Origin of the sequence: Paenibacillus sp. NPDC101420 (genome assembly GCF_050277435.1) — a bacterium.
In the GTDB taxonomy this organism is placed as follows: Bacteria; Bacillota; Bacilli; order Paenibacillales; family Paenibacillaceae; genus Paenibacillus_AQ.
In genome coordinates this window covers 305,518-319,710 of the sequence record NZ_JBNNSE010000003.1, presented here as the reverse complement: position 1 = coordinate 319,710, position 14,193 = coordinate 305,518, and the positions used below count along the sequence as shown (strand labels likewise).

Below are 14,193 nucleotides of genomic sequence, written 5' to 3'. Positions count from 1 at the left end.
TAGTATTAACTAACATGTTACACGCTGCTCACTGGACTCTCATTAGACAATTAGTAAAATAGCTCCCGCTAAATCACGTCATTTTGTCTAGGGGACATTTATTCGAGTTTCAAATGAAGTGATTTTTAAATATTTGTAGATTTGTGGTAATATTTATCCATATCTTTCCTCAGTAGGAGACAATAGACCCATGGGATCTGTAATTTCGAATTATATTGTTATTGTGGCTATATCTGGTGTCCTGAGCGTTTTACTAGCCCTTTTCGCCTACTATAAAAAAACGGATTTCTTAGGAATTAGAGCCTTTGTTATAAGCTCCTTCACTTCCGCGATTTATACCTTTGGCTTCGCACTAGAACTGTCAGGCAAAACACTGGAGGAAATGAGTTTTTGGATTAAAGTAGAGTACCTGGGGATGCCTTTTATAGCGCCCGCCAGCCTTATTATGGTGATGCATTTCGTAGGGCTGGAGAGTCTAATTAAAAAGGGCATGCGGGCAGCGCTGTATATAATACCGTTCATCACAACACTGATGGTGTGGACCAATGATTACCACCACCTCTTCTATAAATCCATTTATTTGCGAGACAATACGCCCTCCCCACTCGTTGATGTAGTGATGGGACCTTGGTATATCGTTCACGGCAGCTTTACTTTTGGCTGTCTACTGGCAGCTATCTGCCTTATGTTATGGCAGTGGAACCGGATGAAACGGGTATACCGGAGACAAATCGTTACCATTCTAATTGGACTAAGCCTTCCAACGTTAGGCTCTTTTTTATATTTAATGGGCCTGACTCCCTACGGGATGGATCCCGTTCCCATCATTATGAGTATCACTTCCACCCTATATATCTGGGCTATCCTATCAAGAGGTATGCTAACAGCTGCGCCTATCGCCCGTGAGAATCTGTTCGAAAGCATGCGAGATGGGGTGCTTGTCACCGATCGTTCGGACATGCTCGTCGATTACAATCGCGCAGCCGCGGATATGATAGAAGGACTTAATTCCTCGGCGATTGGTAAACCGCTGGCTCAACTGTTTCTTAATGCCGGCAAAGATGCCTTGTCCTATGTTATGGATACAGAGCCACTGCTACGCGAAGAACGGGAAGTTGCTTGGATCAAAGGAGACGAGATTTGTTACTACCAAATTCGGTCCTCTCCCGTACAGAAACAAGGGGGATACTTAGCAGGACAAATGATCATGCTGATTGACGTAACTGAACGAATACTGCTTCAAGATAAGCTGCGTCAATTGGCTACGATGGATAGTCTGACGGGGATTTATAACCGCACCTATTTTTTGGAGCTGAGCCGAGGGCTTCTTGTTCAGGCCGCGAGCAATCGGAGTTCACTATCGATTATTTTGCTGGATGTAGACTTCTTCAAAAGCATTAATGATCGATTCGGACATCAATATGGAGATCAAGCCCTTCAGCACATTGTCGAGGTATGCAACAGACATATCCGGGAGGGTGACATCTTCGGACGTTATGGCGGTGAGGAATTTGTGATCTGTTTGCCAGATACGTCGCTGAAGCAAGCCGCACAACTCTGTGAAACTATCCGCGCAGATATTGAACAAAGTGTCTTATATACGCTCATCGGGTCCATTAACGTGACTGCCAGCTTCGGAGTAGTAGAAGCCCTAAGTCCTAAAGCCACTCTAGAAGAGCTACTGTCAGAGGCTGACCATGCTCTGTACAGTTCCAAACGAAACGGACGCAATGCTGTCCACCTCTCCCAGAGATCAGAAATCACACTTTTCAAGCCTATATAATTCGCATCTTTGTCCCTCCCAGCGCATTCATTAGCCTGCCTTATTTTTCATAGTCTGTTTTTACGTTTAATAAGAGTTATCTGAAAATCTAATCAGAGTGTAGAAAAAATTCGCTTTATGGATATGGAGGCGCAAGAAATAATGAGGAACCATACAATGATGCAATTTTTTGAATGGCATGTCGCTGCGGATGGGAAACACTGGGATCGCCTAAAAGAAACAGCTTCCGCACTAAAAGCCGTAGGCATTGATTCTGTTTGGGTACCTCCTGTGACAAAGGCCGTCTCCGCCGACGATACAGGCTATGGCGTGTATGATCTATACGATCTGGGCGAATATGACCAAAAAGGTACGGTACGCACCAAATATGGCACCAAACAAGCACTGATTGAAGCCATTTCGGAATGTCAAAAAAACGGCATTGCCGTGTACGTTGATTTGGTCATGAATCACAAGGCAGGAGCGGATGAAAAGGAAGTCTTCCAGGTGATCGAGGTCGACCCTAATGACCGGATGAAAGAAATTTCCAAGCCTTTCGAGATTGAGGGCTGGACGAAATTCACCTTCCCCGGCCGCGGTGATGAACACTCTTCCTTTAAATGGAATCACAATCATTTTAACGGCACTGACTTTGACGCCAAATCGGGGCGAACAGGTGTATTCCGTATCACAGGCGAGAATAAAACATGGAACCAGAATGTTGACGACGAGTTCGGCAACTACGATTATCTAATGTTCGCAAATATTGATTACAGTCATCCAGAAGTCAAAAAGGAAATGATCCAATGGGGAAAATGGCTGGTGGACACGCTCCACTGCAGCGGCTTTCGCTTAGATGCCATCAAGCATATCAACCATGAGTTTGTGAAACAATTCGCGGTAGAAATGTTTAATAAATGTGAGAAGGATTTCTATATCGTGGGTGAGTTCTGGAATTCGGATTTAGAATCCTGCCGACAATTTCTAAATACCGTCGACTATAAGATCGATCTCTTCGATGTCTCCCTTCACTACAAGCTGCATTCAGCTTCCTTGGGGGGTAGAAACTTTGATTTAACCAAAATCCTCGACGACACACTGGTGCAGACCCATCCTACCAATGCTGTAACGTTCGTTGACAATCATGATTCTCAACCCCATGAAGCTCTGGAATCTTGGGTAGATGATTGGTTTAAGCAAAGTGCTTATGCACTTATCCTACTGCGACGCGACGGATATCCTGTGGTCTTTTATGGAGATTATTATGGGATCGAGGGACCTACACCTGTCGCAGGCAAAAAAGAGGCGATTGACCCGCTGCTATATACCCGCTATCACAAAGCCTATGGTGAGCAGAAGGATTATTTCGATCATCCCAACACGATTGGCTGGACACGACTCGGCGTGAAAGACATCGAACGCTCCGGCTGTGCGGTTGTGATTAGTAACGGTGAGAACGGTCAGAAAAGAATGTTCGTAGGGGAACAACGCGCGGGTGAAGCATGGGTAGATTTCACTCATAATCACAAGGCGACTATAACGATTGAAAAAGATGGCTGGGCGACCTTCCCGGTCAACGGTGGCAGCGTATCTGTCTGGGCTCTGCCTGATGAAAAAGCCGACGAAAAATAAAGGTTGTGTTACTCAAAATAGATGAGGCTGCTCTCGAAAGTAGTGAATGCTGCTTACGGGGCAGCTTCATCTATTTTATGAAATAGTCCAAGTAAAGATCTCACTTAACCATTAAACCTTTTCAGATTGGGTAATGATGGCAGACGATGATGAGAATATGCAGCGGGGATGTGCGGTGGACGGAGTGAGTTTAACAGTAATTAGGGAAAAGCTCCCTGAAAATTAGGGTAATGCCTTGATTTCCGACCAAATCAGATGAATTTTAGGGATATTTCCCCTAATTATAAATCTAATGACCAGTAATCTTAGAATTTCAGGGAGAAATTCCCTACTTGTTGTATTGGTGTTTCACTCAAACCATCATTTCAAACTTCAATTAACCTTCAACGAAAAAAAGGGGCGTACCCAAGTAGCTAAAACTACTTTGATACGGTCCCCTTTTCCTTAGCTCCAATGTACGCAGACTTCGCGTTCATCTCCCTCTATTCCTCCGCCTTAGGATGGCGGGATACTAACCTCACCAGATCCAGCGTCAAGATCGGCAACGCTATGGAAGCCGGATAAGCCAAGTAACGTGGTTCCCACTCCGGACTGAACTTTTCTTTATACCGGCGCAATCCGACAAAGCCGTACCAATGCCCCCCTCTTTTAAATACGAGATGAGCCAGCTTCTCCTCTTTCAAGGCACCCACATTCTCACCTACACTGGACAGCGGAGCATTACCTAGATTAAATCGATGATATCCCTTAGATTTCGCCCATTCTAGCAAACGGACAAATAAATAATCCATCGTTCCGTTCGGTACATTCTTTCGATGTCGCATTAAATCAATCGATAGGGTCATGCCCTGATCATACCCGTATGCAATAGATGCAAATGCCAGGATCGTCCCTTTGGCATTCCGAAGCAGCACGATCGGAGCCAGTTGCAGATAGGCTTCATTAAACCAGCCCAACGAATACCCTTTTTCGGTACGTCCGTTCAACCATTCGTCTGAAACAGATCGCAGCTCCCTTAGCAAATCTTCAGCGTGCGGCGTCTCTACAACTTCGAACGCATATCCTTCCCGCTCAAATCGGTTGCATACGCTTCGCAGATCACTGTTCTTCTTGCCACTGAGCGTAAAGGTATCAAGCGTTACCAACGCCTCTTCCCCCAGCTTAAAAAAGCGATATCCCTGCTCATGATAGATCGATAAGAAATCAGGTGTGGCCTGATAAAAAACTACGACCAGACCGTACTTATCTGCAGCTTGTCTAAATTCACTGATTGCCTCATTCATGAGACTTCTCTCTCCCAATGGATCACCAAGGACTACGAGCTTATCCCTAACCCTAGCGAAAGCGAGCAACACCTTGCCTTCTTGCGCCCAGAAGAAGCTTTTATCACCCAAAAACAACATATGAGTTAAGGCATTGCCTTGAACTTCACTTAGGAAGTTTTTCAGCCTTGCCATATCAAAATTTCCGAATAACTCCTCCGGTTTACGATGGGGTCTAAGGGTGATCAGCAAAGTAAGAATGATCCAAGAGAAAGCTAGTCCCCCTACGGCTGTAAAAGCAACATGACTGTGCCGCTGTAGCCACTCTGGCTCTACACCAGGCGGGAGATGCTTTAGAAATCCACGATGGACATGGCTGCCCAATAAATAGTAGCTTAGGGCAATTACTGAAGTAAGCGCAAGCCACCAAATCGTACTCTGTCTGCTTACGGGAGCACTGATCCGGTAGAACCGAGACCTGGAGATCCACAGAATGAGTGCAACGAGGAGCAGAAACAGCGCCTCTTCATAATCAAAGCCTTTAGCCACCGCAAACACAGACCCGGAAAATAATAAAATGCTGGTCCAGATGTACGCGCTACGAACCCGTAATGTAATGCCTCTCGACAACAAAATGAGCATAAAGCCAATAAGTACAGATAAATGATGTGAGAGCTGCATGATCGAGAATGACAATATTTCCTCTGTAATCTTCAGTCTGTACAACAATCCGGGCGTAGCTGTTGATAGTAAGAGAATAAGCCCGCTAGCTAGTACAAGCTTGCCTAGAGCCCACACACCAAGATCGCTCAGAAAGGTATACTGACCCGGCCAACCCCAAATCCTCTGCCAAATGTTAAGAGCCGGTTCGAACCCTGGAGCTGAACGATCTTGTCCCTTTTTTCCCTGCAGACCAAATTCCAGTGCCGCCAGCACCAATCCGATCAGCCATGGAATGAGATAATAGAACAATCTAAAAATAACAAGCACTGCCATGGCCTGATCACTTTTAAATCCAAGCTGCGTAAGACCCAGCAATGCAATAAGATCAAAAGCACCGATACCACCAGGCGCCATACTCAAGATGCCTGCGATGGCAGCAATCGTAAAGATGCCGAATATGACTGGAAAGTGTACCTCGTGCAAAAGATGACTACTGATTGTCCAAAACGTTACGCCAGCAAAACTCCATTCCAGAAAGGAGGCACCCACAGAGGAAACTACTGTAAGCCAGGGTGTTCTGCCTTGTCCCCGATTAATCCACTTTGCATAAAGAGCAGAGCGCTGTACAAACACAAAAAACGGCAAATAAAGCGCCATCCCCCATACCGCAAATACTAACCAATGATGCTCTTCCAGCAATGCCGTTGCCGGGAGTAAACCAAAAATATTTGCCCAAGAAAGTAAAGATAACCCGGTAATCATGAGTGGTGATAAAAATACGATTGCCGGCGTTAGGACGGAAGTTGACACTCCGCTTTTTTTGTACATCAACGTCCTTAAACCCACTCCAGCCAGACCTGCAAAACCAATTAAATTATTAAATGTATTAGCTATCCAAGCATAACGGAAGGTGTCCCACAGCCCTACTTTTAAACGAAAATGTGCTCGTATCAAATAATCATAAGCACTCATTACAGCTACTGCGAGAAGTGCAAATCCGATCATTTGCAAAACGGCAGATGTAGGCACTCTTCTTAGCTCACGCATAATAAGTCCTAAATGAACCTGCTTCAGCTCATGCTGCCCCTCCCAATACACCAGCGCTATGATAGCTACTGGAAAGAGAGCTCTCACCGCCCGAATCCGATAGATGGATAAGAACAGCCTTACAATTTTGAATCTTTCTAATGTTTGTTGTTTTGATTGCATTAGGCCACCTACCCTTACCGCCGACACACGTTGTGCTAGACAATTTTTACAACCATTTCATTATAACAATTATTGGAATAAAAAACCCATGATAATCAACACCTACTACATTAGACTGCCAGCACAGCCCTAATCCCTGCAATAGTTAAAGAATGTTAATGAAATTCTATTTAGCTAAAGAACATTGAGACTGTAGTTTACACATAAAATTGCACAACAAAAAGGACATCCCTCACGGCAAAGGATGTCCTCTCTGTTATGTAGCACGGGTTTAACTAGCGTTTATACTCGAATATCAAATCTGCCTTTACTATCCGTTGTTGCGGTAGCTATCTCTTGCGGACTTGCTGCAGCAAGCGTATTGTTCGCAGGTTTGGCAGGTGCCTCTACAACACTGCTAGCGGAGGAAGCACTGCTCTGAGACTTCTGTGAGATTTGTGCCTCGATAGTCTTAATCTGTTGCTCAATTTGCTTCGTTTTCGTTTCCTTGGTCTTGTCATCGTCTGAGCTGGCATTAATCTTGTCCAGTTCTGCTTCCAGTTTCGCTTTTTGTTTCTCAAGCGTACTGGTATCTGTAGTGCTAGATGTCGAGGTAGTATACGATGTGGAACCTGAGACTGCCGATATACTCATGGTTATCCCTCCCTTCCTTACCTCCAATATAATCCTTTTGCAAGTAAGGAACGTTAAGACCCGCTGAAAGTTTGCTGAAAGTACTACTTGCCAGGTTACAATGATAGACTGCTAGGAGCTTGCTTTTCCTCGTCTAACAAGCAGCACATAAGATAGAATCGAGAGAATTCCTGTACATGCCATCACAATCGCCATCGGAAGTGCAGACTCAACGCCCCCAAGACCCACAAGTGGCGCTACACAGCTACCCAGCAATAGGGGGATTAATCCGATTAATGCCGAGGCACTGCCTGCAGTTTCACCTTGATCTTGCATCGCCAGTGAGAAGCTGGTCGCTCCGACAATCCCTACACTGGAGACAACCGCAAATAGACAGATCAGAATAGGGATCAGTCCTCCTCCTACCAGAACCGTCAGCAGTAGCAAGATGCCCCCCATCGTACATAGCAATAGTCCACTAAGTAACAACTTAGTCTCACTTACCTTTCCAGCAAGTCTACCGGCTATTTGGCCAGTAATAATAATCCCGATCCCATTCACTGCAAAGATCAGACTATAAACTTGCGGGGTAACCGCAAAAATATTTTGTAATACAAAAGAAGAACCTGAGATATACGCGAACATTGATGCCGTAACGAAACCTTGAGACAAGGCATAACCCATAAACTTACGATTGCCCAGCAATACCCGGAAGGTAAGCAGTGTACCCTTCAGTCCACTCTTAGAGCGTCGCTCCTTCGGCAGCGTTTCCGGCAAGCGCAATAGAATAGTTAAACAAAAAATAATTCCGGCAGCAAATAATACGAGGAATATCCCTTGCCATGTAGTCACCCTTAACAGCTGGCCCCCAATAACTGGAGCTAATATCGGTCCGAGACCATTCACAATCATCAATAGTGAGAAGAACTTCGTGAGTTCAGAGCCACTATATAAATCACGAACAGCCGCTCTAGAGACAACCACCCCCACTGAACCAGCAAGACCTTGAATAAACCGCAAAACGATCAGCAGTCCAATCGAAGGACTAAAAGCACATAGCACTGAGGAAACGGCGTAGATGAACATACCTATAAGCAGCGGGCGACGGCGGCCATATACATCACTCAGAGGTCCAGCGACCAACTGACCTGAAGCAAGCCCCAGCAAAAAGAAGGTCAGACTAAGCTGCACTAAAGCAGCGGTCGTACCGAAATCCGCGACAAGCGTAGGCAGTGCCGGCAAATACATATCAATCGACAACGGGCCGATTGTTGTAATGGAGCCGAGAATCACAGCCAGCTGTAATCTCTGCTTCCGTGAGGGTCCATCTGCGGCAAGCTTATTACCATTTTGAATTCCAATCATAATCCTTACTTCAACCTTTCTAAAGCAACCCTTGGGCCTTTTTTTGTATTCTTCATACTAACGTAAAGGAAGTGGATTGATCAATCCTTTTATGGAGGGTTATAGGTGCCTGTATAACAAGAATAACCGCCATTCGGCGGTTATTCTGATTGTTTTATGCATTTGTAGATGTGCTGCGCATTTGCAACCAATCTCTAGCGGCTTCAGCCTCAGCAACACTCAGGCGATGACCTTGGTTGCCCCAGTGTGTTGTAACCTCTGCGCCTGCCTTCTGTAAAATAATGTCCAAATCCTCAGTCTCCGAAGAAGCGATAAGTGGATCATTTGTGCCTGCACCAATGAAGATAGATACTCCTTCCATCGAAGGAAGCGTAATACTTCGAAGCGGTACCATCGGATGCAGTAGAATTGCAGCGCGGAAAACATCCTTATAATGGAACAGCAGGCTACCCGCAATGTTCGCACCATTAGAGTAACCCACGGCTACCAGATTGTTGGCATCGAATCCGTATTGCGCTGCGGCTTCATCCAGAAACTGCTTGATCTCGTGAGTACGGAAGATTAGATCTGCTTCATCGAATACCCCTTCGGCTAACCGTCGGAAGAACCGCGGCATACCATTCTCCAGTACATTCCCTCTGATGCCTAGCACCGATGAATCAGAAGATAACAACCCGGCAAGCGGCAGCAAGTCCTGCTCATTGCCTCCAGTACCGTGAAATAATACAAGCGTGGGTTTCGTTACATCTTTACCTTTATGGAATACATGAATCATCCCTGCTTCACCTCAATTTCTCTTATTTGAAAAGGACTTAAATTTTCTTCGATAGCCGCACGATGCGGTTCATACCAAGATGGCAGCATCAGCTTTTCACCCAGCGCATCCACCGCTTCATCACGAGCAAAGCCCGGAGGGTCCGTAGCAATCTCGAACAGGATTCCACCTCTTTCACGGAAATAAATCGCATTAAAGTATTGGCGGTCTTGAACCGGTGTCGGATGATGCCCATGATTCTGCACTTGAAGCCCCCATTCCTGCTGCTCAGCGTCATCTTGTGCACGCCAAGCGATATGGTGAACGGTGCCTGTACCTCCTGCTCCTTGCGGAACCGGTGTTGTCTTCAGATCAATAATATTACCCAAATCGCCAGTAGTTCTATATCGACTATACCCGTCTCCATCAGCGATATGCTTCATTCCCATTGTATCGACAAGCGTTTCTGCAGTTTGCGACGGATTGTTGCTGTAGAGCACAGCGCCGCCGAACCCTTTGATAGCATGCCCCGTGGGAACTCCCCCGAAAGACCACTTGCTAAGCGGTCCTTCCTCACGTTCCACGAGTTCAATGCGCAAACCGTCATAATCAGCAAAGGAGAGATAAGATTCCGAGATTCTATGCTTAAGAGTAACCGGAATTTGATATGCCGCAAGACGCTGTTCCCAGAATGTCAGAGAGCCCACTGGTACTGCGTAAGTCGTTACGCCAACTTGCCCACTGCCAATTCTGCCTTTACGCCCGGTAGGTGAAGGAAAAAAGGTAATAATCGTTCCCGGAGCACCTACTTCATTCCCAAAATATAAATGATAAACTTCCGGAGCGTCAAAATTAATCGTCTTCTTCACAAGCCGTAGTCCTAGAATACCGGCGTAGAAGTCAACGTTACGCTGAGCATCTCCAACAAAAGCGGTAATATGATGGATTCCTGCAGTTTGAAGTGTCATAATGATAAACCCCCTTCTTAGTTAAAAATCAATGCATCCAGAGAAATCGAACCTGGCCCTGTAAGTGCTATACCTGCAGCGACTACCAGTACCGTAAGCGGAAACTCAATTCCGTTCGAAGTAGACCAGAAGCCATTTGGAGCGTGAACCTTAATGATAGCCCCCAACATAGTGGCAACAATCAACACCGCTGCAACAGGCGTCAGAAGGCCTGCCGCGAACATGAATCCGCCTACCAGCTCCATTAGTCCTGCTAATACCGCCATAGTAACCCCCGGTTTAATGCCGATGGATTCCATCCAGCCACCTGTACCCTTCGGGCCGTAACCACCAAACCATCCAAACAACTTTTGGGCACCATGCCCTATAAACGCAATCCCGATCACTAATCTCATCAATAATATTCCTACACTTATCATTGTTAATCCACTCCAATTTTCTTTGATTTAATTATCTTAACATTAAGATATATGATAAAAATTTTTATCTTTCAGTGGTTAGAAGCAGCGAACTGCTTCCGACCATATAAAATGTCCTTGATGCGATATTTCAGCGCTCCTACACACCTTTGCCTAGCTTCTTCAGTAATTCAATCGCCTGACCCTTCTCATCCTTATCCAGTCCACGCATCAAATCATGAATCGAAGCCACATGACGCGGGAAAATCTTATCGAATAGCTCACGCCCTGCATCCGTAATCTCCGCATAGGTCACGCGTCTGTCCTCACTACACGGCACACGTTTCAGCAGACCTTTCTTCTCCAGCTTGTCGATATTATAGGTGATGCTTCCACTCGTAACGAGAATCTTCTCCCCGATCTGTTGTAGTGGAATACGGGTCCGGTGATACAGCACCTCAAGCACCATGAACTCGGCAGATGCCAGCCCATAACTCTTCATATCCTTCACAGCTTGATCCATCAAGCTTCTGTAAGCCTTAGATAATACAACAAATAACTTTAAAGAAGACGCCTGATCCATCTCCGTAGTATTCTCTGTATTACGAACATTCTCTTCGGTATTACTCATCATTCCCACCTCCAGTTTGACAGCGATGTTGTTCAATATAAAGTAAATGTCTTTACATTAAATATCTTTAAGTTAAGATAACTATACTTCCTCACGCTACCTTTGTCAACCTCGCCACTCCAAAAAGATAACATAAGGTGCTTAACGAGCTGTTAATGTTCTTTCTACGACTTTTTAGGAGCGTGATGAAAATCACTCTAAGTTTGACCTGACCCTTAAAACGGCGTATTCTTGTCTTTACGAATGACTATTTAGTAAGCGATTTCACTTCTCTCAAAGGAGGCAACCTGATGGTGGAGGAACAAGCTGGTGCGCGGCGCATGCTGATCGTAACAGCCGTAGCCGCAGAGCGAGACGCGGTCCTGCGCGGCCTACAAGGCAGCGACAGGTTCCATGTGATTGCTGCCGGCGCAGGTACGGCAGCAGCGGCGGCGGGAACCGCCGCGGCACTCGCAGCCGGATCTTACGGCTGCGTAATCAGCGCCGGGATCGGCGGCGGATTCCCGGGGGTGGCACCTTTAGGCTCGCTGGTCGTTGCCAGCGAGATGATTGCCGCCGACCTCGGGGCCGAGACGCCGGAGGGCTTTCGCAGCGCTGCCGAGCTTGGCTTCGGCAGCGTGTCCGTGCCGGCTGACCACGGCACGGTACAGGCAGTTTCGGCCGCGCTGGCAGCGGCCGGACTGACCGTAAGCACGGGGACCGTGCTTACGGTCTCGACGGCGACCGGCACCGCGGAGACGGCCGCCGCCCTCATCGCACGGCATCCCGGTGCCGTCGCGGAAGCGATGGAAGGCCACGGAGTTGCCGTGGCCGCTGAGGCGCTGGGGCTCCCGGTACTGGAGCTCCGCGCCATCTCGAACCCGGTCGGTCCCCGCGACCGGGCCGCCTGGAAGATCGGCGATGCAATGGAAGCATTAACGGCGGCAGCCGCTATACTATTGGAGGTGCTGTAATGACAACTGAGCTTAATATCGCTTTTTCCCCTTGCCCTAACGATACCTTTGTATTCCATGCCTGGGCACACGGGCTTGTCCCGAATGCACCACAGCTTAATGTAACCTATGCCGACATTGATATTACCAACACGCTTGCTGCTAATGGAGAGGGACCTGAAGTCCTTAAAATCTCCTATGCCGCTCTACCTTGGGTTCTTGAGCGCTACAAATTGCTGCCATGCGGCGGCGCACTGGGTCGTGGCTGCGGGCCGTTGCTTCTTACAGCAAGTGGCCCAACCGCGATTAAACGTCCCGAGAAGCTCGCTGGACGAAGAATTGCCGTACCTAGCGAACGTTCTACAGCTTATCTGCTCTTCAGATTATGGGCAGCACAGCATATAACGGGAGGGATTGGCGAAATCGTCGTCATGCCTTTCGATGAGATCATGCCTGCCGTACGCGATGGACATATCGACGCTGGACTGGTAATTCACGAAGCCCGTTTTACTTACGCATCTTATGGTCTTAATATGCTGACTGACCTGGGCAGCTGGTGGGAAAGCGATACTGGACTGCCGATTCCACTTGGCGCGATCATTGCTCGCCGCGATCTGGATGCCGATGCCATCACTGGCTGGATTCGCAGCTCTCTACAATATGCGTGGGATCATCCTACCGATTCTAGAGACTATGTGCTTAGCCACGCTCAAGAGCTGGCTCCAGAAGTGGCTAAATCACACATTGATCTCTATGTGAACGACTTCTCGATGAATCTAGGCGATGACGGCTACGCTGCAATCACCTCCTTACTAAATCGTGCTGCAGCAGAAGGACTTGTACCTGCCATCGATCCTGCATTACTTCGGTAGCATTTGCTAGACGTTCTTAGCGCACTTTAAAACTAGACATAACCCACAATCCCCGGTACACCATAAGGTGTTCTCCGGGGATTTTTGTTTGAAATATAAGAAAGTATAAGTTTCACACCATACTTTATGTCTTATATTTCTCGCTTAAACACTTGCCGTCCTTATAAGGACGCCGAAGGCATTTATGCTTGTTCTGATTAACATTCCCCGCGATTGCTTCGATCCATTATTTGGCATGGCGAAGCGATGGCTATACAATAGACCTATAAATAGGTTCTAAGAAGGAGGATCACATGATACCTGAAAACAATAGCAAACAAAACATCGATCGATTTCTCGGCTTTCAAGAGGACTATGACCGTTACCGTCCTGAAGCTCCTGGCATGATCATCAAGCTGCTGACCGACTACTTAGGCAGCACACCTTCAGTCGTCGCAGATATAGGCTGCGGCACGGGCTTGTCTACTTTTCTGTGGAAGGATGTCGCGGACAACGTAATTGGTATTGAACCGAATCCAGATATGCTGGGAAAAGCAATCGATAAATTAAGCCGGATAGAGGATCCTCAATCCATCACTTTTGTACAAGGTTATTCTAACCAGCTTCCTCTTGCAGTGGACAGCGTAGACATAGTGACCTGCTCACAGTCATTCCACTGGATGGATCCTGAAAGCACACTTCGAGAAATCTCCCGGGTCTTGAGAACAGGTGGTGTCTTCGCTGCCTACGATTGCGACTGGCCTCTCCCCCTTCAACAGAAGGTAGAAGAACGTTACAACCAACTGATCTCCAAATCCGAGGAACTGCTCGCCTCACTCTTACCTGATGCTGAGAGAGCACATAAATGGGACAAAGAAGGGCATTTGTCACGGATTCAGGCTAGTGGAGCTTTCTCTTTTGCAAGAGAGATCGTATTTCATAATCTTGAGTCCTGCGATACACAGCGCTATGTTGGACTCGCTCTAAGCCAAGGGGGTATAAGAACCGTTCTGAAGCAAGACGCTACCCTACTCAATCAGGACATTGCAGATTTCAGCGCTGCAGTTGAAGACCATTTTCAAGGACGCACCTTAGAGGTACTGATCAGCTACCGAATGAGAATTGGCATCAAATAATTTACGCCCTTAAGCGCA

At 46.9% G+C, this 14,193-nt stretch carries 12 protein-coding genes; 5 read left to right on the top strand and 7 right to left on the bottom strand.

Annotated features, from left to right (window positions below):
- The first annotated feature begins 190 nt into the window (after window positions 1–190).
- Together ACQKMP_RS16700 and ACQKMP_RS16695 are read left to right on the top strand one after the other, a co-directional pair.
- Window positions 191–1,783, top strand: coding sequence for a histidine kinase N-terminal 7TM domain-containing diguanylate cyclase (locus ACQKMP_RS16700; RefSeq protein ID WP_076297963.1), 1,593 nt, complete (start codon window positions 191–193; stop codon window positions 1,781–1,783).
- 138 nt (window positions 1,784–1,921) lie between these two features.
- On the top strand, window positions 1,922–3,394 hold the full coding sequence (locus tag ACQKMP_RS16695) for an alpha-amylase (protein WP_339248695.1): 1,473 nt from the start codon (window positions 1,922–1,924) through the stop codon (window positions 3,392–3,394).
- 482 nt (window positions 3,395–3,876) lie between these two features.
- On the opposite strand, the gene mprF is transcribed toward ACQKMP_RS16695, so the two are convergent.
- The 7 genes from mprF to ACQKMP_RS16660 all read right to left on the bottom strand — a co-directional run bounded on the left by mprF (window position 3,877) and on the right by ACQKMP_RS16660 (window position 11,256).
- Complete coding sequence (gene mprF, locus ACQKMP_RS16690) at window positions 3,877–6,528, bottom strand: bifunctional lysylphosphatidylglycerol flippase/synthetase MprF (RefSeq protein WP_427470024.1); 2,652 nt, start codon at window positions 6,526–6,528, stop codon at window positions 3,877–3,879.
- Between the two features lie 282 nt (window positions 6,529–6,810).
- The gene (locus ACQKMP_RS16685) at window positions 6,811–7,161 is read right to left on the bottom strand and encodes a FlxA-like family protein (RefSeq protein WP_042192675.1); all 351 of its coding nucleotides are present in this window, start codon (window positions 7,159–7,161) and stop codon (window positions 6,811–6,813) included.
- Window positions 7,162–7,272: 111 nt separating this feature from the next.
- Window positions 7,273–8,505: a multidrug effflux MFS transporter gene (locus ACQKMP_RS16680; RefSeq protein WP_076284895.1), complete on the bottom strand. Its 1,233-nt coding sequence runs from the start codon at window positions 8,503–8,505 to the stop codon at window positions 7,273–7,275.
- Between the two features lie 154 nt (window positions 8,506–8,659).
- Window positions 8,660–9,280, bottom strand: a complete 621-nt coding sequence (locus ACQKMP_RS16675) for an alpha/beta hydrolase (RefSeq protein ID WP_427470021.1) — start codon at window positions 9,278–9,280, stop codon at window positions 8,660–8,662.
- The gene (locus tag ACQKMP_RS16670) at window positions 9,277–10,227 is read right to left on the bottom strand and encodes a ring-cleaving dioxygenase (protein ID WP_339243904.1); all 951 of its coding nucleotides are present in this window, start codon (window positions 10,225–10,227) and stop codon (window positions 9,277–9,279) included. Before ACQKMP_RS16670 ends, ACQKMP_RS16675 begins: the two co-directional genes overlap by 4 nt.
- A 17-nt stretch (window positions 10,228–10,244) precedes the next feature.
- Complete coding sequence (locus ACQKMP_RS16665) at window positions 10,245–10,646, bottom strand: DoxX family protein (protein ID WP_042192683.1); 402 nt, start codon at window positions 10,644–10,646, stop codon at window positions 10,245–10,247.
- A 139-nt stretch (window positions 10,647–10,785) separates the two neighbouring features.
- Window positions 10,786–11,256 (bottom strand): MarR family winged helix-turn-helix transcriptional regulator, encoded by a 471-nt coding sequence (locus tag ACQKMP_RS16660; protein ID WP_081393105.1) that lies wholly within the window; start codon window positions 11,254–11,256, stop codon window positions 10,786–10,788.
- Between the two features lie 290 nt (window positions 11,257–11,546).
- On the opposite strand from ACQKMP_RS16660, the gene ACQKMP_RS16655 reads away from it, so the two are divergent.
- From ACQKMP_RS16655 to ACQKMP_RS16645, 3 genes are all read left to right on the top strand, one after another.
- Complete coding sequence (locus tag ACQKMP_RS16655; RefSeq protein ID WP_427470019.1) at window positions 11,547–12,209, top strand: futalosine hydrolase; 663 nt, start codon at window positions 11,547–11,549, stop codon at window positions 12,207–12,209.
- A complete protein-coding gene (locus ACQKMP_RS16650) occupies window positions 12,209–13,060 on the top strand; it encodes a 1,4-dihydroxy-6-naphthoate synthase (RefSeq protein WP_042192692.1) in 852 nt (283 codons plus the stop codon). Before ACQKMP_RS16655 ends, ACQKMP_RS16650 begins: the two co-directional genes overlap by 1 nt.
- A gap of 293 nt (window positions 13,061–13,353) precedes the next feature.
- Window positions 13,354–14,175, top strand: a complete 822-nt coding sequence (locus ACQKMP_RS16645) for a class I SAM-dependent methyltransferase (RefSeq protein WP_339243907.1) — start codon at window positions 13,354–13,356, stop codon at window positions 14,173–14,175.
- Window positions 14,176–14,193 lie beyond the last annotated feature (18 nt).